The 25290-nt window shown below is 69.3% G+C and carries 24 protein-coding genes; 15 read left to right on the forward strand and 9 right to left on the reverse strand.

Going from position 1 to position 25290, the window contains the following annotated elements:
- Positions 1-88: 88 nt before the first annotated feature.
- Both QY917_RS13995 and QY917_RS14000 read left to right on the forward strand, forming a co-directional pair.
- Positions 89-2437 (forward strand): cation-translocating P-type ATPase, encoded by a 2349-nt coding sequence (locus QY917_RS13995; RefSeq protein WP_123675414.1) that lies wholly within the window; start codon positions 89-91, stop codon positions 2435-2437.
- Positions 2438-2620: 183 nt separating this feature from the next.
- Positions 2621-4273, forward strand: a complete 1653-nt coding sequence (locus QY917_RS14000; RefSeq protein WP_123675413.1) for a methyl-accepting chemotaxis protein — start codon at positions 2621-2623, stop codon at positions 4271-4273.
- 185 nt (positions 4274-4458) lie between these two features.
- On the opposite strand, the gene QY917_RS14005 is transcribed toward QY917_RS14000, so the two are convergent.
- From QY917_RS14005 to QY917_RS14025, 5 genes are all read right to left on the reverse strand, one after another.
- Entirely contained in the window at positions 4459-5208 is a 750-nt protein-coding gene (locus QY917_RS14005; RefSeq protein WP_123675412.1) for a sulfite exporter TauE/SafE family protein, read from the reverse strand.
- A gap of 156 nt (positions 5209-5364) precedes the next feature.
- Positions 5365-6489 carry an alkene reductase gene (locus tag QY917_RS14010; protein WP_123675411.1) on the reverse strand — a complete coding sequence of 375 codons (1125 nt, stop codon included), beginning with the start codon at positions 6487-6489 and terminating at the stop codon, positions 5365-5367.
- Between the two features lie 265 nt (positions 6490-6754).
- Positions 6755-7363, reverse strand: coding sequence for a glutathione transferase GstA (gstA, locus tag QY917_RS14015; RefSeq protein WP_012655159.1), 609 nt, complete (start codon positions 7361-7363; stop codon positions 6755-6757).
- A 135-nt stretch (positions 7364-7498) separates the two neighbouring features.
- Entirely contained in the window at positions 7499-7765 is a 267-nt protein-coding gene (locus tag QY917_RS14020; RefSeq protein WP_123675410.1) for a YkgJ family cysteine cluster protein, read from the reverse strand.
- Between the two features lie 65 nt (positions 7766-7830).
- Positions 7831-8415, reverse strand: coding sequence for an NADPH-dependent FMN reductase (locus QY917_RS14025; protein WP_088887984.1), 585 nt, complete (start codon positions 8413-8415; stop codon positions 7831-7833).
- Positions 8416-8627: 212 nt separating this feature from the next.
- Here QY917_RS14025 and mnmG point away from each other — a divergent pair, with 212 nt between their 5' ends.
- From mnmG to QY917_RS14070, 9 genes are all read left to right on the forward strand, one after another.
- Entirely contained in the window at positions 8628-10601 is a 1974-nt protein-coding gene (gene mnmG / locus QY917_RS14030; protein ID WP_123675409.1) for a tRNA uridine-5-carboxymethylaminomethyl(34) synthesis enzyme MnmG, read from the forward strand.
- On the forward strand, positions 10598-11278 hold the full coding sequence (rsmG, locus tag QY917_RS14035; protein ID WP_123675408.1) for a 16S rRNA (guanine(527)-N(7))-methyltransferase RsmG: 681 nt from the start codon (positions 10598-10600) through the stop codon (positions 11276-11278). Before mnmG ends, rsmG begins: the two co-directional genes overlap by 4 nt.
- A gap of 34 nt (positions 11279-11312) precedes the next feature.
- Positions 11313-11927 (forward strand): LysE family transporter, encoded by a 615-nt coding sequence (locus QY917_RS14040; protein WP_123675407.1) that lies wholly within the window; start codon positions 11313-11315, stop codon positions 11925-11927.
- Between the two features lie 16 nt (positions 11928-11943).
- On the forward strand, positions 11944-12714 hold the full coding sequence (locus QY917_RS14045) for a ParA family protein (RefSeq protein ID WP_011803501.1): 771 nt from the start codon (positions 11944-11946) through the stop codon (positions 12712-12714).
- 86 nt (positions 12715-12800) lie between these two features.
- Complete coding sequence (locus QY917_RS14050; RefSeq protein WP_088887981.1) at positions 12801-13343, forward strand: alpha/beta hydrolase; 543 nt, start codon at positions 12801-12803, stop codon at positions 13341-13343.
- Positions 13344-13349: 6 nt separating this feature from the next.
- Positions 13350-14345, forward strand: coding sequence for a ParB/RepB/Spo0J family partition protein (locus tag QY917_RS14055; RefSeq protein ID WP_123675406.1), 996 nt, complete (start codon positions 13350-13352; stop codon positions 14343-14345).
- A gap of 25 nt (positions 14346-14370) precedes the next feature.
- Positions 14371-15168 (forward strand): trans-aconitate 2-methyltransferase, encoded by a 798-nt coding sequence (locus tag QY917_RS14060; RefSeq protein WP_123675405.1) that lies wholly within the window; start codon positions 14371-14373, stop codon positions 15166-15168.
- 166 nt (positions 15169-15334) lie between these two features.
- Positions 15335-16375: a peptidoglycan-binding domain-containing protein gene (locus tag QY917_RS14065; protein ID WP_012655168.1), complete on the forward strand. Its 1041-nt coding sequence runs from the start codon at positions 15335-15337 to the stop codon at positions 16373-16375.
- Positions 16376-16618: 243 nt separating this feature from the next.
- Positions 16619-17335 carry an N-acetyltransferase gene (locus QY917_RS14070; RefSeq protein WP_123675404.1) on the forward strand — a complete coding sequence of 239 codons (717 nt, stop codon included), beginning with the start codon at positions 16619-16621 and terminating at the stop codon, positions 17333-17335.
- A 65-nt stretch (positions 17336-17400) separates the two neighbouring features.
- Here the strand turns inward: QY917_RS14070 and QY917_RS14075 are convergent, their stop codons facing one another.
- Complete coding sequence (locus QY917_RS14075) at positions 17401-18321, reverse strand: helix-turn-helix domain-containing protein (protein WP_287965215.1); 921 nt, start codon at positions 18319-18321, stop codon at positions 17401-17403.
- Between the two features lie 59 nt (positions 18322-18380).
- Here QY917_RS14075 and QY917_RS14080 point away from each other — a divergent pair, with 59 nt between their 5' ends.
- From QY917_RS14080 to wrbA, 3 genes are all read left to right on the forward strand, one after another.
- Entirely contained in the window at positions 18381-19628 is a 1248-nt protein-coding gene (locus tag QY917_RS14080; protein ID WP_103736947.1) for an MFS transporter, read from the forward strand.
- A 315-nt stretch (positions 19629-19943) separates the two neighbouring features.
- Entirely contained in the window at positions 19944-20687 is a 744-nt protein-coding gene (locus tag QY917_RS14085) for a gamma-glutamylcyclotransferase (RefSeq protein WP_123675403.1), read from the forward strand.
- Between the two features lie 138 nt (positions 20688-20825).
- Positions 20826-21428: an NAD(P)H:quinone oxidoreductase gene (gene wrbA / locus QY917_RS14090; protein ID WP_019373987.1), complete on the forward strand. Its 603-nt coding sequence runs from the start codon at positions 20826-20828 to the stop codon at positions 21426-21428.
- Positions 21429-21639: 211 nt separating this feature from the next.
- Here wrbA and QY917_RS14095 read toward each other — a convergent pair whose 3' ends face one another.
- Positions 21640-23064 (reverse strand): FAD-binding oxidoreductase, encoded by a 1425-nt coding sequence (locus QY917_RS14095; protein ID WP_123675402.1) that lies wholly within the window; start codon positions 23062-23064, stop codon positions 21640-21642.
- Positions 23065-23345: 281 nt separating this feature from the next.
- Positions 23346-23720: an EF-hand domain-containing protein gene (locus tag QY917_RS14100; protein ID WP_123675401.1), complete on the reverse strand. Its 375-nt coding sequence runs from the start codon at positions 23718-23720 to the stop codon at positions 23346-23348.
- 155 nt (positions 23721-23875) lie between these two features.
- Between QY917_RS14100 and QY917_RS14105 the strand changes: the two genes are divergently transcribed.
- The gene (locus QY917_RS14105) at positions 23876-24448 is read left to right on the forward strand and encodes a cob(I)yrinic acid a,c-diamide adenosyltransferase (RefSeq protein WP_123675400.1); all 573 of its coding nucleotides are present in this window, start codon (positions 23876-23878) and stop codon (positions 24446-24448) included.
- 391 nt (positions 24449-24839) lie between these two features.
- Here QY917_RS14105 and QY917_RS14110 read toward each other — a convergent pair whose 3' ends face one another.
- Entirely contained in the window at positions 24840-25262 is a 423-nt protein-coding gene (locus tag QY917_RS14110; RefSeq protein ID WP_123675399.1) for a hotdog fold thioesterase, read from the reverse strand.
- Positions 25263-25290: the final 28 nt, after the last annotated feature.

Raw genomic sequence — 25290 nt, forward strand, 5'->3', positions numbered from 1 at the left:
CAAGCGGGGACACGCGCGGCCTGCCGCTTGACCTTGCCAGCATGTCAAGGTTTAAGGTGCGCCCTGTATCGATTCCAAGGTGGCTTTCATGACTTCTGCTTCCCTTTCCCCTGCCGCAACGGGCGACGCCCCTGCGGGCACGCTGGACCTGGGCATTGCCGGCATGACCTGCGCGAGCTGCGTGGGCCGGGTGGAACGTGCGCTGCGCAAGGTGCCGGGCGTGCAGGACGCCACGGTGAACCTGGCGACCGAGCGCGCGCACATCGTGTTCGACGCCGCCAGCGGCGGAGGCATGGAGGCGCTGGCACGCCGCGCCGTGCGCAATGCCGGCTACGAGCCGCGCAGTGTGGAGGAGCAGGAAGCGGGTGAGGAGGGCGCGCAGTCGCCCTGGGCAGGCTTCACGCCGGTGGCGGTGGGGTTGCTGCTGTCGGCGCCGCTGGTGCTGCCCATGCTGGGCGATCTGTTCGGCTTGCACTGGATGCTGCCGGCGTGGGTGCAGTTCATCCTGGCCACACCGGTGCAGTTCATTCTGGGCGCGCGCTTTTACAAGGCGGGCTGGCATGCCGCCAAGGCGCTCACGGGCAACATGGACCTGCTGGTGGCCATCGGCACCAGCGCGGGCTACGGCCTGTCGCTGTGGCTGTGGGCCACGGCCGAATCCACCCATGGCGCGGGGCACACGCCGCACCTGTACTTCGAGGCATCGGCCGTGGTGATCACGCTGGTGCTGCTGGGCAAGTGGCTGGAAGCGCGCGCCAAGCGCCAGACCACGGCCGCCATCCGCGCGCTGCACGCGCTGCGCCCCGAGGTGGCCCACCTGCTGGGCCGGGACGGCGAGGTGGACGTGCCGATCGCTGAGGTGATGGCGGGTGACCGGCTGGTGGTGCGCCCGGGCGAGCGCATCCCCGTGGACGGCACGGTGGTGGAGGGGCACACCCAGGTGGACGAATCCATGCTGACAGGCGAGCCGCTGCCCGTGGCGCGCAGCGCCGATGGCCCGGAGGGCGGGGCGCTCACCGGCGGCTCGATCAATGGCGATGGGCGCATCGTGATGCAGGTGACGGCCGTGGGGGGGGAGACGGTGCTCGCGCGCATCATCCGCCTGGTGGAGGATGCGCAGGCGGCCAAGGCGCCCATCCAGCGGCTGGTGGACAAGGTGTCGGCGGTCTTCGTGCCGGTGGTGCTGGCGATTGCCATCGTCACACTGCTGGGCTGGCTGTGGGCGGGCGCGGGCGTGGAGGCCGCGCTGATCCATGCCGTGGCGGTGCTGGTCATCGCCTGCCCGTGTGCGCTGGGGCTGGCGACGCCGGCGGCCATCATGGCGGGCACGGGCGTGGCGGCCAGGCACGGCATCCTCATCAAGGACGCGGAGGCGCTGGAGACCGCCCACCGCGTGCAGACCGTGGCCTTCGACAAAACCGGCACGCTGACCGTGGGCCGCCCGCGCCTGACGGCGTTTCACGTGGAACCAGGGGTGGATGAGGCGGCACTGCTGTCGGCTGTGGCCGCGGTGCAGAGCGGCAGTGAGCACCCGCTCGCACGCGCCGTGGTGAGCGCCGCCCAGGAGCGTGGCCTGCCTGTTCCTGCGCCCGACGGAGTGCGCGCCGTGCCCGGCCGCGGCACCGAGGGCGAGGTGGCAGCGCGCAGCTATCTGGTCGGCAGCCTGCGCTGGATGCAGGAACTGGGCGTGGACCTGGGCCCGCTGGCCGATCGTGCGGCCACGCTGCAGGCCGAAGGCGCCACCGTGTCCGCGGTGGCCGAGCGGGTCGCGCAGGACCCGAGCGGCGCACGGCCGCCCGAAGCCGCGGGCACTCCCTTGGGGGGCAGCGAGGACACGATAGTGCCGGGCGCGGGGGCGCACTATGTCTTGCGCGCGCTGCTGGCCTTTGGCGACGAGCCCAAGCCCGGCGCGCGCGAGGCACTGGCGCAACTGCGCGCCCAGGGCGTGCGCTGCGTGATGATCTCTGGCGACAACCGCGGCGCGGCCGAGGCCATGGCCCGCCGCCTGGGCCTGCAGCCGGAGGCCGGCGAGGTGATGGCCGAGGTGCTGCCCGGCGACAAGGCGGCGGCGGTGAACGCGCTGAAGGCGCAAGGCCATATCGTGGCCATGGTGGGCGACGGGGTGAACGATGCGCCCGCGCTGGCTGCGGCCGATGTGGGCATGGCCATGGGCAACGGTACCGACGTGGCCATGCACGCTGCGGGCATCACGCTGATGCGCGGCGACCCGCAACTGGTGGCGGCGGCGCTGGACATCTCGCGGCGCACGGTGGCCAAGATCCGCCAGAACCTGTTTTGGGCCTTTGCATACAACGTGGCCGGTATTCCGCTGGCGGCGCTGGGCTACCTGAGTCCCGTGGTCGCGGGGGCCGCGATGGCGCTGAGTTCGGTCAGCGTGATGACGAATGCGTTGTTGCTCAAGCGTTGGCGGGGGTGATTGCGGGATAAACGAGACAAAAGGATTCTTATTTCTCTGGCAAACTGCAACGTTTTGTTGCATATTGGCGCGCGGCTTCTTAGTAAGTCACGCGCAAGCCATCGCCTGACAGGGTGACGGATTGCGTGACGCACATCATGGGAGGGTGGCCCGCCGGGGGCTGCACACGACAAGGAAACGGTGATGAATATTTACGCGCTCATGCGGCTCTTCACGATCCGCCTGCGAATGATCGGCGCCATTGGCGTGGTACTGGGCCTGTTGGGCCTGCTGGGCGGTGCCGGCATGCTGGGCATGTTCCGCATCCACGGGCTAGCCCAGGACTTCGTCAGCCAGCCCCATGCCGCGGTGAAGCTGATGGGCCAGCTGCGCAGCGAGATGGGTGAGATCCGCCAGCATGAGAAGGACATGATCATCCACTACGAGCGCCCCGAGTCGGTGCGCGCCGCGCACGACCGGTGGCTGGCGTCGCTGGACCGTGCGGGCAAGGTCACGGCCACGCTGGGCCAGATCTGGCAGGGCGAGGACCTGGCCGAGGCGAAGGACGTCGCCAAGCACCTGGTGGCCTACCGCGAGCAGTTCGCACACGTGGCACGCCAGCTGGAGGCCGGCGGCTACGACACCGCCACGATCGCCAACCGCATGAGCGGTAAGGCGGTGGAGCAGTTCAACATCGCCACCGAGAAGGTGGCCGCGCTGGACAAGCGCCTGGCCGCCGAGGTGGACAGCGCCATTGCGCACCAGGACCGCGTCACCGACCAGACCAAGTGGCTGTTCGCCCTGGCGGTGCTGATCACTGTGGTGGTGGTGGTGCCGCTCACGCTGCTGAACATGGTGTCCATCTGCCGCCCGCTGGAAGTGGCCCGCGCGATGGCACAGGCGATCGCCGGGGGCGACCTGTCTCAGCGCATCCGCGTGGAAGGCCGTGACGAGGCGGCCGACCTGCAGCGCGCGCTGCTGGACATGCAAAACGGCCTGGGCGCAATGGTGGCGCAGGTGCGCGACGCGAGCAGCAACATCGCCACGGCCAGCCAGGAGATCGCCACCGGCAACCAGGACCTGTCCGGCCGCACCGAGCAGACCGCCAGCAACGCACAAGAAGCCGTGGCCGCGCTCTCGCAGCTCACCGCCACGGTGCAGCAGACGGCGTCGTCCTCGCAGGTGGCCAACCAGCTCGTCACCTCGGCCTCGGGCATCGCCACGCGCGGTGGCCAGGTGGTGCAGCAGGCGGTGAACAGCATGCACGAGATCTCCTCCTCCAGCCGCAAGATCGGCGACATCATCGGCCTGATCGACTCCATCGCCTTCCAGACCAACATCCTCGCGCTGAACGCGGCCGTGGAAGCGGCGCGCGCGGGCGAGCAGGGCCGCGGCTTTGCCGTGGTGGCGGGCGAGGTGCGCAGCCTGGCGCAGCGCAGCGCGGCCGCAGCCAGCGAGATCAAGGGCCTGATCAGCTCCAGCGTGACGGCCGTGGACGGCGGCGTGCGCCACGTGGAAGATGCCGGCAAGGCCATGCAGGAGATCGTGTCCAGCGTGCAGCGCGTGACCGACATCATTGGCGAGATCAACTCCGCCGCCTCCGAGCAGGCGGGCGGCATCGGCGAGGTCAACGCCTCCGTGGGCGAGATCGACCGCATGACGCAGCAGAACGCCGCGCTGGTGGAAGAGTCCGCCGCGGCGGCCGAGTCGCTGCGCGAGCAGGCCGCCCGCCTGTCGCAGGTGGTGAGCCAGTTCCAGTTGGCCGACGACGGCCACGCGCCCGCGGCCTTCACGCGCACTGGCGCGCCGGCCCCCGCGCTGCGGGGCGGCGACACGCCGCGCCTGAGCGCCGCTTGAGCGCTGCATGACGCACGCGGCGGCCGGGCGCCGCCGCCAGTTTTCAACAAACCCTCCTTGCGCACCTTCGGGTGCTTTTTTTTGCCCCTTGGTTTTGCGGCCTGTGATGGCGCGCAAGGAAGTTAACAGATTGCTATTTAATAAGTAGCTGTTAGCGCTTACTGGGCGCGAGTTGGAGCCGATTTTTATGCCGATGCCAGCAGGCGCGGCACGGATGCCACCAGCAGCGCACCGCCCGACAGCGTGAGCAGGCCCAGCACGATCTGGCGAAAGCGGACCTCGCTGATGCCGATATACAGCCGCGTACCCAGGAGCACCGGCACCAGCACGGCCGTAGCCACGATGCCGAAGGCGGGCAGCATGTCGCGCGTGACCAGACCCTTGGCCAGATAGGTGGCCATGGCCACGGCCAGCATCGCCAGGTTGAAGTTCTGCACCACGGCGCGCTGGGTGTCCTTGGGCAGGCCGCGCAGCGTGCACCACAGCGTGGGCAGCACGCCCGTGAAGCCGCCAATGCCGCCCATCACGCCGCCGCACAGGCCCACCACGGCGTCGGCCGTGCGCCCGCCCCAACGCACCCGCGGCAGGCTGCGCGCCATCAGCATGGCGGGGCACCAGCACACCAGCAGCGTGCCCAGCAGGGCTTTGAACCAGTGGGCGTTCAGGTGGGGCAGCAGGCTGGCGCCAACGGGCACGCCCACCAGACCGCCCAGAATGAACGGCCACAGCAGGGCGGCATTGAAACCGCGGCGCATGGTCACCGCAGCCAGCACCTGGCCGGTGAGCGAGCCGAACACCGCCAGCGCCGCCGCCAGGTGCGGCTCCAGCACCCAGACCCAGAACGACATGGCCACCATGCTGAACGCAAAGCCCGACAGGCCTTGCACAAAGCCCGCCACGACGGCGCCCAGGACGAGGACGGCCAGTGTCTCCATGCATCTCTCCCTGCTGCCCGCGGGTCCCCATGGGCGTACCCGCTTTTGTTTTGATAGCTGTCAGCGCTTTGCCCATCAGCGCTGGAGCCGTTTTTTATATCCATCCATGAAGCATCACGCCCGGCGCCGGGCGTGATGCTTGGCGGGCCGCCTGCGTCAGGCCGGGACCTGCTCCAGCGCGGGGTAGTCGATGTAGCCGTGCTCGCCGCCGCCGTAGAACGTGGTCTTGTCCCAGGCGTTGAGCGGGGCGCCCCGCCGCAGGCGCTCCACCAGGTCGGGGTTGGAGATGAACGCGCGGCCAAAGGCCACGATGTCGGCGCGGCCGCTGGCCAGCGCCTCCTGGGCCATGTCGCGGTCGTAGCCGTTGTTCACCATCCAGGCGCCGCGCCCGCCTGCGCTGCGGTAAGCGTTCTTGAACGCGGCGTAGTCGAAGGGGCGGCCCTCCACCTCGCGCGGGCCGCCGGTGGCGCCCTCGATCACGTGGATGAAGGCCAGGCCCAGCGGCGCCAACTCGCGCGCCAGGTGTTCAAACAGCGGCTGCGGGTCGCTGTCGCGGATGTCGTTGGCGGGCGTGACGGGCGAGAGACGAATGCCCACGCGGCCGCCGCCGATGGCGTCCACCACGGCGCGCGTCACCTCCACCATCAGGCGCACGCGGTTGGCGATGCCGCCGCCGTAGTCGTCCTTGCGCTGGTTGGCGCCGTCCTTGAGGAACTGGTCCAGCAGGTAGCCGTTGGCGCCGTGGATCTCCACGCCGTCAAAGCCCGCCGTCTGCACCGCGTTGCGCGCGGCGGCGGCGAAGGCATGCACGATGTCCGGCAGTTCCTCGGCCGCCAGTGCGCGGGGCTCGGACGTGGGCACGAACTGGCCCTGGCCGCTGGCCGGGTCCACCAGGTAGGTCTGCGATTGCGCGCGCACGGCCGACGGCGCCACGGGCGCGCCGCCCTCCGGCTGCAGGGCAGTGTGCGACACGCGCCCCACGTGCCACAGCTGGGTGACGATCTTGCCGCCGCGTGCATGCACGGCCTGGGTAACGCGCTTCCAGCCGTCCAGCTGCTCGGTGCTGTACAGGCCCGGCACGTCGGAATAGCCCTGGCCCTGGTGGGTGATGGCCGTGCCCTCGGTGATCAGCAGGCCGGCGCTGGCGCGCTGGGCGTAGTAGGTGGCGGTGATGTCGCGCGGCACGGCCCGGGGCGAGCGGTTGCGCGTCAGCGGCGCCATGGCGATACGGTTGGCCAGGTGCAGGTCACCGGCCTGGATGGGATCGAACAGAGTGGGCATGCGACTTCAGTACCTTCTTGCAAAGCGAACCGCGGGAGGTGCGGCACGCATCAAAGGTTACCGGTATCGCTCAGGGCGTGCAGTACACCCAGGCGCTGCAGAACCACGGGTTCTGTGCTACGTCAAACAGGGAGGGGGTACGGCGGTGGGGCCGGCCGGCGGCCCTGGATGGCGCCGGGCGTGCGGCGCGCGGGGGGATTTTTGCGGTGAGGCGCCGGCACGCACAAGCCGCGCCCCGCAGATGCCGGGCGCGGCCATGTGGGCCTTACTTGAGCAGGCCCTCGGCCTTCATGGCGGCCTGCACGGCGGGGCGGGCGGCGATGCGTTCGCGGTAGGCCGCCAGGTTCTTCAGTGCGGAGATGTCCAGGTTCACGGCGGGGGCCCAGTTGGTCACCGTGAACAAGTAGGCGTCGGCCACGCTGAAGTGCTCGCCCATGAGGTAGGGCTTGTGGGCCAGTTCGCCGTCCACCCACTTGAGGCGGCTGAGCAGTTGCTCATGCACCAGGGGCTTGTAGTCTGCGGGGGTGGTGGGCTTGAACAGGGGGGTGAAGCCCTTGTGGATCTCGGTGCCGATGAAGGTCAGCCACTCCTGCAGACGGTAGCGCGCCAGCGTACCGTTGGCGGGGGCGAGGTTTTTGTGCGGCGCCTGGTCGGCCAGGTACTGCACGATGGCGGGGCCTTCGCGCAGGCGCGTGCCGTCGTCCAGCTCCAGCACCGGCACGTAGCCCAGGGGGTTGATGGTGTAGTAGTCGGTGCCGTCCTGCAGCTTGTGGCTCTTGGTGCTGGCCAGCACCGAGGTGTGGGCCAAGCCGGTTTCGTGCAGCACGATGTGCGGGGAGAGCGAGCAGGCGCCAGGGGAGTAGTAGAGCTTCATGCGGTCTTGTCCTTTCAAGAGAGTGATGAAGAAAATCTCCGCAGCGCATGCTATGCCGACCTGCGCGGGTCTGCCATGCCAAGGCCTTTGCGGGGGCGTTTCCCCGCGGCGCTGCGCCTGGGGGGCAAGGCGGCCTCAGCGGGGCGTGGACGGCTGCGTGGCCTGTTCCATGAACGCCAGCCAGCGCATCGCGTGCGCGCGGCTGTCGCCGCACATGGCGGGGCTGGGCCGCAGTGAGGCACACACCGCGGGGCGCTCGGGCCGGCCGAAGATGCGGCAGCGTGCGTCGTCGTCCAGTTGCACGCAGCGCATGCCGGCCGGCTTGCCGTGCGGCATGCCGGGAATGGGCGAGGAGATCGACGGCGCCGTGCAGCAGGCGCCGCAGCCGGGGCGGCAATCCATGGCGCTATTTAATTCATAGCTGTCAGCGCTTGCTGGATATGCGCTGTTGCCGGATTTTGCTTCTGTCACGCGGTGCCGTGCAGCCGCCCGGCAGCCCACAGGACCTGCTCCACCACGCCGCGCACGTGGGCGGCTTGGCTTGCGTCGACCAGCTGGCCCTGGGCGTCGAAGGCACTGGCCGCGCGCGGCAGCGCGAAGTGGCGCGGCGCCAGCCAGCATTCCAGGTTGAGCAGCAGCGGCGCCAGGTGGCTTTGCGACCGCAGGCCGCCCAGTGCGCCGTTGGACGCGCTGAGCATGCCCACCACCTTGCCCGCGAACGGGCGTGTGCCGTCACTCCATTCCGCGTGTCCGGCCACGGGGCTGGAGGCCCAGTCGATGGTGTTCTTGAGCAGGCCGGTGTAGCTGCCGTTGTATTCGGGCGAGCAGATCACCCAGGCGGGGTGGGCGTCCAGCACTTCCTTCAGCCGGATCACGTCGGCCGGGGTGCCCGCGGTCTCCAGGTCGGCGTTGTAGAGGGGGATGTCGAAGTCGGCCAGCTCCAGCAGCGTGACGTCGGCGCCGGCGTCGCGCGCCATGTGTGCGGCCACGGCGGCCAGACGGCGGTTGAATGAATGGGTGCGGGTGCTGCCCGCGAACACGAGGAACTTCATGCGCGGGATTGGAGCACAGGCCGGGCACACTTTTCCTGCGCGGTTTCACGTGAAACAAACCCCGCCGCGCATCGGGGAGGCAAAGATGGGAAAATCACGGGTTCCCCGCCGGGCCGGCAGCGCAGGCGCGAGGGTGGGGGCGGTACCGGCGCCGTGAAAGCCGGGCTTGTTCACCGTTTGACAGGGCCGCAGCGGGCCCGGAGCACCCCACCATGTTGTACCCCCAGGATTTCGATGTCATCGTCGTTGGCGGAGGCCATGCCGGCACCGAGGCCGCGCTGGCCGCCGCGCGCATGGGCAGCCGCACGCTGCTGCTCACGCACAACATCGAGACGCTGGGGCAGATGAGCTGCAACCCCAGCATCGGCGGCATTGGCAAGGGCCACCTGGTGAAGGAAGTGGACGCGCTGGGCGGCGCGATGGCGCTGGCGACCGATGAGGCGGGCATCCAGTTCCGCATCCTCAACAGCAGCAAGGGCCCGGCCGTGCGCGCCACGCGTGCGCAGGCCGACCGCATCCTCTACAAGGCGGCCATCCGCCGCATGCTGGAGAACCAGCCCAACCTGTGGTTGTTCCAGCAGGCGGTGGACGACCTGATGGTGGAGGGCGACCGCGTGGTGGGCGCCGTCACGCAGGTGGGTATCCGCTTTCGCAGTCGCGCGGTGGTGCTGACGGCGGGTACCTTCTTGGACGGCAAGATCCACGTGGGTCTGAACAACTACGCAGCGGGCCGCGCGGGGGATCCGCCGGCCGTAAGCCTGTCGGCACGCCTGAAGGAGTTGCAGCTACCCCAGGGGCGCTTGAAGACCGGCACTCCGCCGCGCATCGACGGGCGCAGCATCGACTTCAGCCAGTGTGAGGAGCAACCCGGCGATGGCATGCCCGGCGGCGTGAACGAGGGTACTGTGCCGGTGTTCAGCTTCATGGGCAGCACGGCCATGCACCCGCGCCAAGTTCCGTGCTGGATCACGCACACCAACGCGCGCACGCACGAGATCATCCGCAGCGGCTTTGACCGCAGTCCCATGTTCACCGGCAAGATCGAAGGCGTGGGCCCGCGCTACTGCCCCAGCGTGGAGGACAAGATCAACCGCTTTGCGGACAAAGAAAGCCATCAGATCTTTCTGGAGCCGGAAGGGCTGACCACGCACGAGTTCTACCCCAACGGCATCAGCACCAGCCTGCCGTTCGACATCCAGTACGACCTGGTGCGCTCGATGCGTGGCCTGGAGAACGCGCACATCCTGCGGCCGGGCTACGCCATCGAGTACGACTACTTCGACCCGCGTTCGCTCAAGAGCAGTTTCGAGACGCGGCAGATCCAGGGCCTGTTCTTCGCCGGCCAGATCAATGGCACCACAGGGTACGAGGAGGCGGCGGCGCAGGGCCTGTTCGCCGGTATCAACGCCGCGCTGCAATGCCGAGGGGAGGGTGCCTGGGTGCCCGCGCGCGACGAGGCCTATCTGGGCGTGTTGGTGGACGATCTGATCACCAAGGGCGTGACCGAGCCCTACCGCATGTTCACCAGCCGCGCCGAGTTCCGCCTGCAGCTGCGCGAGGACAACGCCGACATGCGCCTGACCGATGCGGGGCGTCGCATGGGTTTGGTGGATGATGCGCGCTGGGACGCTTTCAGCCGCAAGCGCGATGCGGTTTCACGTGAAACAGAGCGTTTGAAATCGACATGGGTGAACCCGCGCAACCTGCCCACGGTGGAGGCCGAGCGCGTGCTGGGTAAAGCCATCGAACATGAATACAACCTCTTCGACCTGTTGCGCCGTCCGGACGTAGGGTACGACGCACTGACGACCATGGATGGCGGCAAGTATGCAAGCGAGGCTGTTTCACGTGAAACGTTGGGCGAGCTGAGCGCACCCGTGATCGAGCAGGTCGAGATTGCCGCCAAGTACGCGGGCTATATCGACCGCCAACGGGACGAGGTGCAGCGCGCCGCGCACTTCGAGAAGCTGCGCCTGCCCGAAGATCTGGACTACATGCAAGTGGCGGCCTTGTCGATCGAGGTGCGGCAAAAATTGCAGAAGCACCGGCCGGAGACGTTGGGCCAGGCGTCGCGCATTTCCGGGGTGACGCCGGCGGCGATCTCGCTGCTGATGGTCCACTTGAAGAAGGGCGGTTTCAAGGGGTTTGCCCCGCAGCCGGCGGATGGGGTGGAGACGGTCGCATGAGCGTGGTGTCGAACACAAGCCTTGAGTACACCCTGCGTGAGGGCGCCAACGCCTTGGGGTTGGATCTGTCGGAAGCGCAAATCACACAGCTATTGGACTTCCTGGCGCTGCTGCAAAAGTGGAACAAGGTCTACAACCTCACGGCGGTGCGCGATCCGCAGGAAATGCTCACGCACCACCTGCTGGACAGCCTGGCTGCCGTCCCGCCGCTGCGCCGCCATGTCGCGCAAACGGGGCAGGGCAGTGCGGCCCGCCCGGGCGCACGGCTGCTGGATGTGGGATCAGGCGGGGGACTGCCTGGCGTGGTGTTCGCCATTTGTTGCCCGGAAGTGGATGTGAGTTGCGTGGACACCGTGGCCAAGAAAGCAGCGTTCATCCAGCAGGCGGCTGGCACCCTCGGTCTGTCCAACCTGCATGGCATTCATGCGCGCGTGGAAACGCTGGCCGGTCCGTTCGATGTGGTCAGTTGCCGCGCCTTTGCCGCTCTGGCGGACTTCACCGCCTGGTCGCGCCAGGCACTGGCACCGCACGGCGTGTGGCTGGCCATGAAGGGAAAGCACCCGCACGACGAGATTGCCGCGCTACCGGCGGATGTAGGCGTGTTTCACGTGGAACAACTCACTGTGCCGGGGCTGCAGGCCGAACGCTGCATCCTCTGGCTGCGCCCCGTCGCGTAAACTCAAGCCCCCTCCCGCTTCGCAAGGCGCTCCCATGTTCGGCATTGCAGACTACGGCGCATTCGTCGCCGCCATCGTGTTGTTCCTCGCCATCCCGGGGCCGGGCAATCTGGCGCTCATCACTTCCACCGGCAAGGGCGGTGTGCGGGCCGGCATGGCCGCCTGCATGGGCGTGATCGCCGCCGACCAGGTGCTCATGTGGATGGCGGTGGCGGGCGTGGCGGGCCTGCTGGCCGCGTATCCGGCGGCATTCCATGCCGTGCAATGGCTGGGCGCCGTCTACCTGGGCTGGATGGGCTACAAGATGCTCACCGCCAAGCCGGGGGAGGCGCCGGTGCTGAACATCGCGCCGCGCCACTACTTCCGCCAGGGGGCGGTCATCACGCTGCTCAACCCCAAGGCCATCGTGTTCTACATGGCCTTCTTCCCACTGTTCGTGAACCCGGCCACGCACCGCGGGCTGGTCACCTTCGCCGCCATGGCCGCCACCATCGCCACGCTCACCTTCCTGTACAGCCTGGTCGTGGTGCTGCTCACGCACTTCCTGGCCGAGCGCATGCGCGCCAACCCCACGGTGGCGCGCGTGCTGGAGAAAACGGCGGGCGTGTTCCTCATCGGCTTCGGCGTCAAGCTGGCCATTTCCAAGTAATAGCGAATTGCCCCGCATGGCCAAGATCTTCTGCATTGCCAATCAAAAGGGTGGGGTCGGCAAGACCACCACTTCCGTCAATCTGGCCGCGGGCCTGGCCAAGATCGGCCAGCGCGTGCTGCTCGTGGACCTGGACCCGCAGGGCAATGCCACCATGGGCTCGGGCGTGGACAAGCGCGCGCTGGAGCTGTCGGTGTACGACGTGCTGCTGGAGTCGGCCTCGGTGCCGGAGGCCGCCGTGCTGTCGGAGCAGTGCGGCTACCGCGTGCTGGGCGCCAACCGCGAACTCGCCGGGGCAGAGGTGGAACTGGTGCCGCTGGAGCAGCGCGAACGCCGCCTGAAGGCCGCCCTGGCCGCGGTGGACTCCGACTACGATTTCGTGCTCATCGACTGCCCGCCCTCCCTGTCCATGCTCACGCTGAACGGCCTGTGCAGCGCCCACGGCGTCATCGTGCCGATGCAGTGCGAGTACTTCGCGCTGGAGGGCCTGACCGATCTGGTGAACACCATCAAGCAGGTGCATGCCAACCTGAATCCCGACCTGCAAATCATCGGCCTGCTGCGCGTGATGTTCGACCCGCGCATCACGCTGCAAAGCCAGGTCAGCGAGCAGCTCAAGGACCACTTCGGCGACAAGGTGTTCGACACCGTGATCCCGCGCAACGTGCGCCTGGCCGAGGCGCCCAGCTACGGTTTGCCCGGCGTTGTGTTCGATCCCGCGGCGAAGGGCAGCCAGGCTTTTCTGGAGTTCGCGCGCGAGATGGTGGAGCGCGTGAAGCGCATGTGATGCCTGGCCAAGGTCTTACAGGTCAAAATGGCCTCCAAGGCTGATTGGATAAGCGCTATCAGCTATATAAATCATAGTGACGCCGCATGAACCCCTCCCAGATCCTTCTCCTGCCCGGCTGGCAGAACTCCGGCCCCGGCCACTGGCAAACCGAGTGGGAGCGGCTGCATGGCTACCAGCGCGTGCAGCAGCACGACTGGATGCGTCCGTTGCGCGGCGACTGGTCCGCGCGGCTGGAAGAGGTCGTGGCTGATGCGCCGGGCGAGGTGGTGCTGGCCGCGCACAGCCTGGGGTGCATCCTCACCGCTTGGTGGGCGGCGCACACCCGCCACGCGCACAAGGTGCGCGGCGCCCTGCTGGTGGCGCCGGGTGATGTGGAGCGGCCCGACTTGGCCGCGCAGATCCCCGGCTGGGCGCCCATCGCGCGCCAGGTGCTGCCCTTTCCGGCCGTGCTGGTGGGCAGCCAGGACGATCCTTACTGCAGCTTTGAGCGTGCGCAGACGCTGGCCGGTGCATGGGGCGCACGCTTCGTGGATTCTGGGCCCCGCGGCCATATCAACGCCGATTCCGACCTGGGCGACTGGCCCGAAGGGCACGCACTGCTGCGCGCATTGATGAACAAGGACTGAAGACACATGGTCACCAAGAAACCCAAGGGCCTGGGACGCGGCCTGGAAGCACTGCTGGGCCCCAAGGTGGCCGACAAGGCGCCCGCCGGCGCCAACGCAGCGGGTGCGGCAGACGGGCCGGTGAGCACGCTGGCCCTGGACCGGCTCGTGCCCGGCATCTACCAGCCGCGCACGCGCATGGACGAGGGCGCGCTGTACGAACTGGCCGAATCCATCAAGGCCCAGGGCATCATGCAGCCGATCCTCGTGCGTCGCCTCGACGACGAACAGGCGCAACAGCGCCGCCAGGAGCGTGCAACGCAGGGGGCTTCGGCGGCGATGGGCGCCCTCAGCGCCAGTGGGCCGTTGTACGAAATCATCGCGGGCGAGCGGCGCTTTCGCGCCTCACGCCTGGCGGGCCTGGCCGAGGTGCCGGTGCTGGTGCGCGACGTGCCCAACGAGGCGGCCGCGGCCATGGCGCTCATCGAGAACATCCAGCGCGAAGACCTCAACCCGTTGGAAGAGGCCCAGGGCCTGCAGCGCCTGATCCGCGAATTCGGCCTCACCCACGAACAGGCGGCGCAGGCCGTGGGCCGCTCGCGCAGCGCGGCGAGCAACCTGCTGCGCCTTTTGAACCTGGCCGAGCCGGTGCAGACCATGCTCATGGCCGGCGACATCGACATGGGCCACGCGCGTGCGCTGCTGTCGCTGGAGCGCGCGGCGCAGATCACCGCGGGCAACCAGATCGCGGCGAAGAAGCTGTCGGTGCGCGAGGCCGAGAGCCTCGTCAAGAAGCTGGGGGCGGAGTTCGCCCTCACGCCGCAAAAGCCCAAGAAGGACAAGTCGCGCGACCTCAAGCGCGTGGAGGAAGAGTTGTCCGACCTGCTCATGGCCGAGGTCGAGGTGCGCGTCAAGAAGCGCGTCAAGCGCGGCAGCCGGGTCGAGGAGATGGGCGAGCTGGCCATCCAGTTTGGCTCGCTGGAGGCGCTCAACGGCCTCATCGAGCGCCTGCGCGGCGGCTGACGCCGCATCGTTGCGGCCCGTGCCCATGCCGCGCCGGCCCCGCCGACTCCATCATCTGCACGCGCCGCCGCCGCGGCGCATCGTCCTGCCCTGGCCGCTGCCGGCGGTGCTGGTGTGGGCAGCGGCGTGGCTGCTGTTCGCGGGCCTGCGCGGCAGCGTGGCTCCGCTGGCAGCGCTCGGGCTGGCCTGCGCCGTGGGTGTGGCGGGCAGCCTGCTGGCGCAGGGCTGGTGGCGCCGCGGCCTGATCGCGCTGGGCTTTCCCTTGTCGGCGGCGCTGGGGGGCGCGGTGGCGCTGCCGGCCTGGGGCTGGCTGCTGCCGCTGGCGCTGCTGCTGCTGGTGTATCCGCTCAATGCCTGGCGCGATGCGCCGCTGTTTCCCACCCCGCCGGGTGCGCTGCACGGCCTGCAGGACGCCGCGCCGCTGCCCGCGGGTGCTGCCGTGCTGGACGCCGGCTGTGGCCTGGGCGATGGCCTCAAGGCCCTGCGCGCGGCCTATCCGCAGGCGCGGCTGCACGGCCTGGAGTGGAGCGGACCCTTGGCGCTGCTGTGCCGGCTGCGCTGCCCCTGGGCGCGCGTGCGGCGCGGTGACCTCTGGGCCGCAGACTGGGGCGGTTACGACCTTGTGTACGTGTTCCAGCGGCCCGAGAGCATGGCCCGTGTGGCCGCGAAGGCCCGCGCGGAGATGGCGCCGGGCCGCTGGCTCGTGAGTCTGGCGTTCGCCGTGCCGGGCGTGTGCCCCAGCGCGCGGCTGGATTCCTTCGCCGGCCATGCGGTGTGGATCTACCAATTGCCTTTGCCGGGGGACGGTGCTGCGCCACACTAAAACGAAACAACTTGCAAACATCGGTTGCAAAAACTGCCGAATCGGTATGATTTTGCATTCACGTCGGCCACGCCGCTCCCGTACCGGGTGCGCAGACCGCAACGCCTCGGTTGAGACGTGTCCACACACCCCGGAATGCAAGAAAAGAGAGAGAGGAAGGAAAGCTATGTCCCGTAAACCACTGACGCTGCTGGCGGCCGCCTGCGCCGCCCTGGCCCTGACCGGCTGCGAAACCACCAACATGCGGATGGGCAGCGCCGAGTCCAAAACCGTGGCCACCGGCGCTGCCGCCGGCGGCAGCGCCGCCAACGAGAGCGGCCAGCTGGAGCGCTGCCAGTCGCCCCTGGGCACCGTGTCGCTGGTCGAGAACCAGGACGCCGGCTGGTACACCATCTTGCGCAACGAGTACAAGCTGCCCCCCACGGCCAACCTGCTGCGCCTGCTGATCCAGCAGTCCAACTGCTTCATCGTGGTGGAGCGCGGCGCAGCCGGCATGCGCGCCATGGACCGCGAGCGCCAGCTCATGGGCTCCGGCGAGATGCGCGGTGGCAGCAACTTTGGCCGGGGCCAGATGGTGGCGTCCGACTACGGCATGTCGCCCGAGATCATCTTCTCGAACAACGACGCAGGCGCCATCGGCGGTGTGCTGGGCGGCCTGATCGGCGGCGGCAGCGGCCGTGCGCTGGCGGCCGTCGGCGGCGGGCTGAAGACGCGCGAGGCCAGCGCCATGCTGACCCTGGTGGACAACCGCTCGGGCGTGCAGGTGGCGGCCTCCGAAGGCAGCGCCTCCAAGAGCGACTTTGCCGGCTTCGGCAGCCTGTTCGGCGGCTCGGCCGGCGGTGGCCTGGGGGGCTACCAGAACACCGCGCAAGGCAAGGTGATCACCGCTGCGTTCATGGATGCCTACAACCAGATGGTTGTGGCGCTGCGCAGCTACAAGGCGCAGTCGGTGCAGGGCCAGGGCCTGGGCGGCGGCGGCCGCCTGGGCGTGGATGGCGGCGCGGCTCCCTCGCAGACCCGCGCGGGTGCGGCCATGTCGGTGCGCGAGGCGCAGGAACGCCTGAACGCCATGGGCTACAACGTGGGCACGCCCGACGGCTCCGCCGGTCCCAAGACGGCACGTGCGCTGCGCGAGTTCCAGCAGGCCCAGGGCCTGCCCGTCACCGGCCGCCTGGACTCGGCCACGGCCGGCGCGCTGTCGCGCTGAGCGGGGTGCAAGGGGCTTCGCCCCTGGCAAGCAAGCGGCCTTCGGGCCGCTTTTTCGTGGGCGCTTTATGGGGAAAGTGCTTCGTTATTCATAGCTGCCAGCGTCTTTCTCGCAAGGGCCATAGCCCGAAAACGCCAAGAACGACACGGTATCGCACCCGCGGGGTGCGGTATCGCCGGCGGGGCTGGCCTTCAGGCGTGCGGTGGCCTAGCATGCGCGCCGCATTGTTATTGCCGCAGTTCCATGTACCTGTCCCTGCCGCCGTTCTGGTCGTCATGGCTGGCGTGGCCCAAGCCGCCGCCCGCCCCCGACGCTTCTGACGTTTTTTCCTCCTTTCTTGATGTCTCCCGGCGCCAGGCGCGCCGCCTCGCGCAGCCCGCCGAGCTGCGCATCGACGTGGACCCGCCCGACGCCACGATCGAGCAGGAACTCTCGGCCCTGCACCAGCGGCTGCACTCTCCCGGTGACGCCCTGCATGGCCTGCCCTCCACGCCCCTGCCGGGGCACCCCGGCCTTTTCGTGCGCAGCCGCGTGGCCGATGGCGAGCTGTACGTCTACATCGAAGACCCGCTGCGCCAGTGCCTGGCGGGCACCACGGTCTTCAACCGCCTTGTCGAACTGAACCGCCGCGCCGACCGCCACCTGCGCGCGCCGCATTCGCGCTACGCGCCCGCCTACCAGCGCCGGGGCCTTGCCACGGCCGTGTACCGCTGGGCGCTGGACGGTGGGCAGTGCCTGGTGTCCGGTGCGCGCCAGTCTGCAGGGGCCCATGCGCTGTGGCAGCGCCTGGGGCGTGATTACCCGCAGGGCTATGTCTGCCTGCAGCACAAGACCCCGCGCTACCTGGGCCGCCAGGTGGATGCGCGCGTGCAGGAAGCCCTGGCCACGCGTCGCCTGCTGCTGGGCCGGGGCTGGACGCTGGCCCGCCTGGCCGCCGCCACGGGCATGCTGTCTGTGTAGTGCTCCTGAAAAAAGAGCTGCTTGCGCTTATGGGGTAAGCGCTGGAGCCCTATTTGCCTTGAGATCTATGGCGACCCCAGGAAGCGTCCCGGCGCCAGCCCCACGGCCCGCCGCACCATGGCGCTGAAGGCGCTGGGGCTGTTGTAGCCCAGTTCCGCCGCGATCTGGTTGATGGGCTTGCGCCCCGCGGCCAGCGCCACGGCGCGCGCCAGGATCACCTGCTGGCGCCACTGCGTGAAGGTGCTGCCCAGCTCCTGGCGAAAGAGGCGCGCCACCGTGCGCGGGCTGGCGCCGGTGTCGCGCGCCCAGTCGGCCAGCGTGTCGTGGCGTGTGGGATCGGCCAGCACCGCCTCGCACAGGTGGCGCAGGCGCTTGTCGCGCGGCAAGTCCACGCCCAGGCGCACGCTGCTGGCACGGCGCAACTCGTCCAGGATCAGCGCGCTCAGGTGGCGCTCGCGGTGCAGCAGCTCGGGCGGCGGCGGGGCGCCGTCGTCGGGGTCGGTGGGCATCTCGCGCACCACGGCGCGCAGCAGCTCGGACACCTCCAGCACGCGGCACTGGCGCCAGGGCTCTTCCTGCGCGCGCGCGACGGCGGGGCCGCAGCGCCCGGGCGGCTGGTAGAAGTACAGCGTGCGCAGGTCGGCGTCCTCCACCATGGTCACGGCGTGCTCCACGCCCGGCGGGATCCACAGCGCGCGCGAGGGCGGCACGATGTAGGTGCCGCGCGGCACGGTCAGGCGCAGCACGCCCGTGGTGGAGATGGCCACCTGCGCCCAGGGGTGGCTGTGCGGACGCACCTGCGTGTCGGCGCGCAGCTCGCGGTGCTTGGCGCGCACGGGGCGCTCCCGGCTGGGCACGAACAGGTGCGGCGTGAGCGACTCCACGTACGACAGCACGCGCACCGGCCGCGCGGCGCGGCCGGCGGTGCTGGCCGCGACGGGCTCGGCAGGCGGCGGGGCAGGGCGCGGAAGGGACGGGCTTGGCATGATCGCGACAGCAATTGGCCGACTATCGTATATCGGCCGGGACTGCCTTGCCTAAGATCATGCCCATGACGACTGCTGCCCCCACCCTGCGCCAGGACGCGCGCACCATTGGCCTGATCGGCCTTGCGCACGGCTCCTCGCACTTCTTTCACCTGCTGCTGCCGCCGCTGTTTCCGTTCCTGATCGCGGAGTTCGGCTACAGCTATTCCGAATTGGGGCTGCTGGTCTCGGTGTTCTTCGTGGTCTCCGGCGTGGGCCAGGCGCTGTCGGGCTTCCTGGTGGACCGCGTGGGCGCACGCCCGGTGCTGTTCGCCGCGCTGGCCAGCTTTGCGCTGGCGGGCCTCACCGCGGGCAGCGCCAGCGGCTACCTGGGCCTGGTGGTGGCGTCGGTGCTGGCGGGCCTGGGCAATGCGCCGTTCCACCCGGTGGACTTCACCATCCTCAACAAGCGCGTGTCGCCCGCGCGGCTGGGCCACGGCTTCTCGGTGCACGGCATCTCGGGCAACCTGGGCTGGGCCACCGCGCCGCTGTTCATGGCGGGCATTGCCACGGCCACGGGATCCTGGCGCATGGCCTGCCTGAGCGGCGGTGCGCTGGCCCTGGTGGTGCTGGCCGTCATGGTGTGGAACCGCGACGCGCTGGACGACCGTCAGGGCGCCTGGGCGCATGCGCCGGCCAAGGGCGCCACGGGCAGCGCGCACGCGCAGGAACACCCCATGGCCTTCCTCAAGCTCCCGGCCGTGTGGCTGTGCTTTTCGTTCTTCTTCTGGAGCACCTGCTCGCTCAGCGCCATCCAGAGCTTTGCCGCCCCGGCGCTGCAGCGGATGTACGACATGCCGCTGTCGCTGACCTCCATGGTGGTCACGGGCTACATGCTGTGCAGCGCCGTGGGCATGGTGATCGGTGGCTTCCTCGTGGGCCGCGTGGTGCGGCTGGAAAAGACCATCAGCATCTGCCTGATGGCCTCCGCCGCGCTGCTGGTGCTGGTGGGGCTGGGCGCACTGCCGGGCACGGTGGCGCTGGCCGTGGCGGCGCTGGCGGGCATGGGCGTGGGCATTGCCGGCCCGTCGCGCGACATGCTCATCAAGCGCGCCGCGCCCCCCGGCGCCACGGGCCGCGTGTACGGCACGGTGTATTCGGGGCTGGACCTGGGCTTTTCCGTCGCGGCGCCGTTGTTTGGCGTGCTGCTGGACCGCGGGCAGACCGCCGACATCTTCTACGGTTCGGCCCTGGCGCTGGTGCTGAGTGTGGTCTCGGCGGCACTGGTGGGCGGTGGCGTGGCGCGACGCCAGGCGCAGGCTGCGTGATAGGTGTAGGGGGCTTCCAGCGCTTACGTAGCAAGCGCTAATAGCTATTGAAACAGGAGCGCTGGCGCGCCCTCCAGGGCAAGCCCTGCGCCGCGCATACCGGCGTGGCGGTTCTCCTGCCGCTGGGCGCGGGGCGGCAAGCGTTCGCCGCAGCCTGCATTCGGCGGTTATGCAGGACGGTGTGATGCGCTCTGGCCCATTGATCAAGCGGTGGATGCGAAATACAGTGAACCGCAGTGACGAGCGGCGCGCCGCCGCGCCGTTCTCCAGCGTACGCGCCCGCTCCTTCCCCCCGGTTCTGCATCGACCCCACCCATGGAACCCCACGCCTTCAGGCACCTGCCCGAACTGCAAGGACGGCTCACGCCGCCCCAGGCCAGCGGGCTGCGCCTGACCGACGAGGTGCTCGCCGCCTGGGATGCGCAGGCGCGCCAGCAGGGCCTGTCCGCCGACTGGCGGCTGCCCGATGACGTGGTCGAGCGCTCACGCCAGGCCGTGCTGGCGCAGAGCGAGGGGTGCGACCTCTGGGTGTTTGCCTACGGCTCGCTGATGTGGAACCCCGCCATCCACTTTGATGAGGTGCGCCGCGCCCGGCTCGCGGACCATGCGCGCCGGTTCGCGCTGGCCACCACGATCGGCCGCGGTACACCCGACAGCCCGGGGCTGGTGCTCACGCTGCAGCGCGGCGTGGGTGACTGCGAGGGGTTGGCATTCCGCATTCCGCAGGCGCTGCTGGAGCGGGAGTCGCGCATGCTGTGGCGGCGCGAAATGATCCACGGCAGCTACTGCCCGGGCTTTCAACCGCTGCACACGCCGCAGGGCGGTGTGCGCGCGCTGGTGCTGTCCGCCAACACCGCGCACCCGCTGCACCGCGGCGGGCTATCGCTGGACGACACCGCGGCCATCATCGCCAGCGCGCAGGGCAGCGTGGGCAGCAACCGCGACTACCTGGACCAGCTGGCGTGCCAACTCGACCTCTTGGGCATCCGCGATGACTACGTGCGCTGCCTGGCTGCCCGGGTGCGCCCGCACCGCGCGGCGCAGGACCGGGGTGGTTAAGTGAGATCGAACCAGCGCCGGTGGCGCCTGCTGGAGCGGGGTGCCTGCGTGTGCTGGCCCATGAAGGCGGCGGGGTGCTGCGCGCGCTGCCTGCCATGCTGCTTGTGGCTGCACAAGCGTTCTTGAAAAGGGAAAGTCATGTCCAAGGTACTCGTTCTCTACTACTCGACTTACGGCCATCTCGAAACCATGGCGCAGGCCGTCGCCGAAGGCGCGCGCTCTGCCGGTGCCACGGTGGACGTGAAGCGCGTGCCCGAAACGGTGCCGCAGGAGATTGCCCGGTCCGCGCACTTCAAGCTGGACCAGTCCGCACCCGTCGCCACCGTGGCCGAGCTGGAAAACTACGACGCGATCATCGTCGGCGCGCCCACGCGCTTTGGCCGCATGCCCTCGCAGATGGGCAGCTTCCTCGACCAGGCGGGCGGCCTGTGGGCGCGCGGCGCCCTCAACGGCAAGGTGGGCGCGGCGTTCACCTCCACCGCCACGCAGCACGGCGGGCAGGAGACGACGTTGTTTTCCATCATCACCAACCTGCTGCACTTCGGCATGGTGATCGTGGGCCTGCCCTACAGCTTCCAGGGCCAGATGACGCTGGACGAAGTGGTGGGCGGCGCCCCCTACGGTGCGACCACCATCGCCGGCGGCCAGGGCCAGCGCCAGCCCAGCGCGACCGAGCTGGACGGCGCACGCTTCCAGGGCCGTCTGGTGGCCGAGACGGCCAACAAGCTGTTCGGCGCCTGAAAGCCGCGCCGGTGCCGCGCGGCGTGGCCCGCGTGGTGCCGGGTAGCGGAGCGCCTGCCACCAGCCCGGCCGCGGACCGGCTGGGCTTTTTATTGCCCGCGCGCTCGGGCCCGTTGTGCGGAAAACAAGGGTAAAAAAGGCCCTAGCGCTTATGCAGCAAGCGCTTGCAGCTATTGAATCAGGAGTGCCCGCGCGGCCGCCGCGGCGCAGGCTATAGCGCGAAGATCTTGCCCGGATTGAGGATGTTCTGCGGGTCCAGCGCGCGCTTGATGGCGCGCATCATCTCCACCGCGCCCTCGCCGGCCTCGTCCACCAGAAAGCCCATCTTGTGCACGCCCACGCCGTGCTCGCCGGTGCAGGTGCCGCCCAGGCGCAGCGCGCGCGCCACGAGCTGGTGGTTGAGCCGCTCGGCTGTCTCGCGCTCGGCGGGGACGGCCGGGTCCAGCAGGTAGCCGAAGTGGAAGTTGCCGTCGCCCACGTGGCCCACCAGGAAGTAGGGGATGCCGCTCGCGTCGGCCTCGGCCACGGAGTCGAGCAGGCAGTCGGCCAGGCGGCTGATGGGCACGCAGGTGTCGGTGCTGATGGCCTTGCAGCCCGGGCGGCTCTGTACGGCGGCAAAGTAGGCGTTGTGCCGCGCGGTCCACAGGCGCGTGCGCTCCTCGGGCGTGGTGGCCCATTCAAACGCGTTGCCGTCCCATTCGCGTGCAATGTCCTGCACCACCTCGGCCTGTTCCTGCACGCCGGCGGGCGAGCCATGGAATTCCATCAGCAGCAGTGGCTCCTCGCGCAGACGGAGCTTGCTGTGGGCGTTGACCATGCGCACGCTGTTGGCGTCGATGAGCTCCACGCGCGCGATCGGCACACCGAGCTGGATGGTCTGGATCACCGTGCGCACGGCGGCCTCGATGGTGGGGAACGAGCAGATCGCCGCGCTCACCGCCTCGGGCAGCGGGTACAGGCGCACGGTGACCTCGGTGAACAGGCCCAGCGTGCCCTCGCTGCCCACCATCAGGCGCGTGAGGTCGTAGCCGGCGCTGCTCTTCTTGGCGCGCGTGCCGGTGCGGATCACCTCGCCACGGGCGGTGACCACCTCCAGCGCCAGCACGTTCTCGCGCATGGTGCCGTAGCGCACGGCATTGGTGCCGCTGGCGCGCGTGGCGGCCATGCCGCCGATGCTGGCGTCGGCGCCGGGGTCGATGGGGAAGAACAGGCCCGTGTCCTTGATCGCCTCATTGAGCTGCTTGCGCGTGATACCGGGCTGCACGGTCACGGTGAGGTCATCGGCGTCAACGGACAGCACCCGGTTCATGCGGCCCATGTCGATGCTGATGCCGCCCTGGACGGCCAGCAAGTGCCCTTCGAGCGACGAGCCCGCGCCGTAGGGGATCACTGGCACGCCGTACTGCGCGGCCAGGCGCACGGCGTCCTGCACGTCCTGCGTGCTCTCGGCAAACACCACGGCCGCCGGCGGGGGCGCCTGTAGCGAGCCCTCGTCGCGCCCATGCTGCTCGCACACCGCCTGCGCCGCCGAGTACTGCGCGCCAAAGCGTGCGGCCAGCGCGTCCAGCATCGCCTGCGGCACGGGGCGCGGCGTGGTCAGGGGTTGCAGATGGGCGGTGGTCGCGGGGGCGTTCATGGCGGGCTTCCTTCAAGGCGCGTGGGTGGCGGCCATTCTAGAAGTCCGGGCTGCGGCCTGCGGGCCGCGTGTTGAGAGTCCACCATGGTCGGCCTGTGGCGAAAGGCCGATTTAGCGTGTATCCATGGAAAAACCCCGCCCGCACCCTGGAGGACAGTGCAGGCGGGGGGTGGTGGCGGCCCGAGAGGACGGGGTCGCCCAGACGGGCCGCCCAGGACGGGTACGGCGTTGCGCTCGAAGGGTGCGTAATCAATGCTTGACCATGCCCGTCCCTTTAAGCGTCAAGACCGGCTGCCGGCCTCGAATTCGGTGCGGGACAGACTGCCGTTCTTGTCCTTGTCCAGCGCCTGGAAGCGGTTGGCGATGGCGGGTAGCTGGCCCGCCTCGGCGCTGCTCAGCTGGCCGTCGCGGTTGGCATCGGCGCGTTCAAAGGCGCTGGCGCTGCTGCCGCTGGGCGTGGCCGTGCTGCTGCCGCCAAAGGTCGCTTTGGGCTGCGTTGTGGCTTGGCCCGGCCCCGTCTGGTACTGCGGTTGTGCGGAGGGGGCGCTGGGCGTCTGGGCCTGCGCCGCCGCACCGCCCACGGTCAGCGCCGCAAACAGCATCACGCTGCGGGCATCGAAGGAGGGGAGGGTGCGTCGTTGCGGTGTGTGAGGCATCGATTCGGCTCCGGTGGAAGTTGAACAGGCCTTCATTGCACCGCAGCATGGATGCCGCAGCCAGCACTTTTGCCCGCTGTTGCCCGTCTCCACAATGGCCCGGCGGATGTAACGCACAATCGTCGCCCCGGCCCCGAATGAGGAGGAAACGCGCCATGGGAAACAGACTGACACAAATCGCCACGCGCACCGGCGACGACGGGTCCACGGGCCTGGGCGACAACACCCGCGTGTCCAAGGCCAGCGGCCGCCCGCAGGCCATGGGCGACGTGGACGAGCTCAACTCCCACATCGGCCTGCTCCTGTGCGAGCCGCTGCCCGCGGACATGCGCGAGCTGCTGATCGACGTGCAGCACCAGCTGTTCAACCTGGGCGGCGAGCTGTCCATGCCCGGCTACGAGCTGCTCAAGGACGATGCGCTGCTGCAGCTGGACAACGCGCTCGCGCGCTACAACGCCGAGCTGCCGCGGCTGCTGGAATTCATCCTGCCCGCGGGCACGCGCGCCGCCTGCCAGGCCCATGTGTGCCGCACGGTGGCCCGCCGTGCCGAGCGCGCCGTGGTGGCGCTGCAGCAGCACGAGACCATGCGCCCCGCGCCGCGCCAGTACCTGAACCGCCTGTCCGACCTGCTGTTCGTGCTCTCGCGCGCGCTCAACCGCATGGACGGCGGCAGCGAGGTCTACTGGAAGAGCGAGCGCCTGGCACGCCAGAACGATGCTACTGAATAAGTAGCTGACAGCGCAGACTGGTCAAGCGCTGCGGCACGATTGGACGCATAACACGATGGGGCGCATAAGTCACCGCAACGCGGCAGGTGCGCCGGCGCGCAACCCATCACCGCGCTCCAACCTTCCGAAAGCCGCAGCGCAGGCCCCCCTGGCAAACGCGCGGAGCGGGCTGTGGGCCGCAGGCGCTGTCTTTGGGCGCGAGTGGGGTGGTGTTGCTATTAAAAAAGTAGCTTCTGTCGTTTACCCATCAAGCGTTACACCCCGATTGGACCCATGTTCCCGCTGAGGCCAGGAACGGTGCCGGCGCGCGATCCCTCGTCACGCTGCCCTTCCGAAGGCCGCAGAGCAGGCCACGCCAGCAGACGCCGCGCAGCGCCTCAGGGGGATGCCTTTATTTCGGCGCCAGCATCGCCATGGTGATGCGCGACACGCAGGTCAGCTCGCCCGCGTCGTTCACCATGTCGATCTGCCAGACCTGTGTGGTCTTGCCGATGTGCACCGGCCGGGCCGTGCCCGTGACCCATCCGCTCCTGGCGGCGCGCAGGTGGTTGGCGTTGATGTCCAGGCCCACGGCCAGCCAGCCCTCGGGGCTGGCGTGGTAGGCGCCCACCGAGCCCAGTGTCTCGGCCAGCACCACGCTCACGCCGCCGTGCAGCAGGCCGAAGGGCTGGCGCGTGCGCTCGTCCACGGGCACGCGCGCGCGCAGGAAGTCGTCGCCGACTTCGGTGAACTCGATGCCCAGGTGGCTCACGGCGGTGTTGGCGCTGGAGGCGGTGAGCAGCGCGAGGGTGGTGGGTTTTTTCCAGAGGGACATGGGCTGAGGGGTCTCACATCAGGGCTGC

This window comes from Diaphorobacter sp. C33 (assembly GCF_030503915.1).
Classification (GTDB): Bacteria; Pseudomonadota; Gammaproteobacteria; order Burkholderiales; family Burkholderiaceae_C; genus Diaphorobacter; species Diaphorobacter nitroreducens.

What these genes read in the sequence shown, in the direction of transcription:
- QY917_RS13995 (WP_123675414.1), top strand. Translation starts at nt 89, where the DNA reads ATGACTTCTGCTTCCCTTTCCCCTGCCGCAACGGGCGACGCCCCTGCG.
- QY917_RS14000 (WP_123675413.1), top strand. Translation starts at nt 2,621, where the DNA reads ATGAATATTTACGCGCTCATGCGGCTCTTCACGATCCGCCTGCGAATG.
- QY917_RS14005 (WP_123675412.1), bottom strand. Translation starts at nt 5,208, where the DNA reads ATGGAGACACTGGCCGTCCTCGTCCTGGGCGCCGTCGTGGCGGGCTTT.
- QY917_RS14010 (WP_123675411.1), bottom strand. Translation starts at nt 6,489, where the DNA reads ATGCCCACTCTGTTCGATCCCATCCAGGCCGGTGACCTGCACCTGGCC.
- gstA (WP_012655159.1), bottom strand. Translation starts at nt 7,363, where the DNA reads ATGAAGCTCTACTACTCCCCTGGCGCCTGCTCGCTCTCCCCGCACATC.
- QY917_RS14020 (WP_123675410.1), bottom strand. Translation starts at nt 7,765, where the DNA reads ATGGATTGCCGCCCCGGCTGCGGCGCCTGCTGCACGGCGCCGTCGATC.
- QY917_RS14025 (WP_088887984.1), bottom strand. Translation starts at nt 8,415, where the DNA reads ATGAAGTTCCTCGTGTTCGCGGGCAGCACCCGCACCCATTCATTCAAC.
- mnmG (WP_123675409.1), top strand. Translation starts at nt 8,628, where the DNA reads ATGTTGTACCCCCAGGATTTCGATGTCATCGTCGTTGGCGGAGGCCAT.
- rsmG (WP_123675408.1), top strand. Translation starts at nt 10,598, where the DNA reads ATGAGCGTGGTGTCGAACACAAGCCTTGAGTACACCCTGCGTGAGGGC.
- QY917_RS14040 (WP_123675407.1), top strand. Translation starts at nt 11,313, where the DNA reads ATGTTCGGCATTGCAGACTACGGCGCATTCGTCGCCGCCATCGTGTTG.
- QY917_RS14045 (WP_011803501.1), top strand. Translation starts at nt 11,944, where the DNA reads ATGGCCAAGATCTTCTGCATTGCCAATCAAAAGGGTGGGGTCGGCAAG.
- QY917_RS14050 (WP_088887981.1), top strand. Translation starts at nt 12,801, where the DNA reads ATGAACCCCTCCCAGATCCTTCTCCTGCCCGGCTGGCAGAACTCCGGC.
- QY917_RS14055 (WP_123675406.1), top strand. Translation starts at nt 13,350, where the DNA reads ATGGTCACCAAGAAACCCAAGGGCCTGGGACGCGGCCTGGAAGCACTG.
- QY917_RS14060 (WP_123675405.1), top strand. Translation starts at nt 14,371, where the DNA reads ATGCCGCGCCGGCCCCGCCGACTCCATCATCTGCACGCGCCGCCGCCG.
- QY917_RS14065 (WP_012655168.1), top strand. Translation starts at nt 15,335, where the DNA reads ATGTCCCGTAAACCACTGACGCTGCTGGCGGCCGCCTGCGCCGCCCTG.
- QY917_RS14070 (WP_123675404.1), top strand. Translation starts at nt 16,619, where the DNA reads ATGTACCTGTCCCTGCCGCCGTTCTGGTCGTCATGGCTGGCGTGGCCC.
- QY917_RS14075 (WP_287965215.1), bottom strand. Translation starts at nt 18,321, where the DNA reads ATGCCAAGCCCGTCCCTTCCGCGCCCTGCCCCGCCGCCTGCCGAGCCC.
- QY917_RS14080 (WP_103736947.1), top strand. Translation starts at nt 18,381, where the DNA reads ATGCCCATGACGACTGCTGCCCCCACCCTGCGCCAGGACGCGCGCACC.
- QY917_RS14085 (WP_123675403.1), top strand. Translation starts at nt 19,944, where the DNA reads ATGGAACCCCACGCCTTCAGGCACCTGCCCGAACTGCAAGGACGGCTC.
- wrbA (WP_019373987.1), top strand. Translation starts at nt 20,826, where the DNA reads ATGTCCAAGGTACTCGTTCTCTACTACTCGACTTACGGCCATCTCGAA.
- QY917_RS14095 (WP_123675402.1), bottom strand. Translation starts at nt 23,064, where the DNA reads ATGAACGCCCCCGCGACCACCGCCCATCTGCAACCCCTGACCACGCCG.
- QY917_RS14100 (WP_123675401.1), bottom strand. Translation starts at nt 23,720, where the DNA reads ATGCCTCACACACCGCAACGACGCACCCTCCCCTCCTTCGATGCCCGC.
- QY917_RS14105 (WP_123675400.1), top strand. Translation starts at nt 23,876, where the DNA reads ATGGGAAACAGACTGACACAAATCGCCACGCGCACCGGCGACGACGGG.
- QY917_RS14110 (WP_123675399.1), bottom strand. Translation starts at nt 25,262, where the DNA reads ATGTCCCTCTGGAAAAAACCCACCACCCTCGCGCTGCTCACCGCCTCC.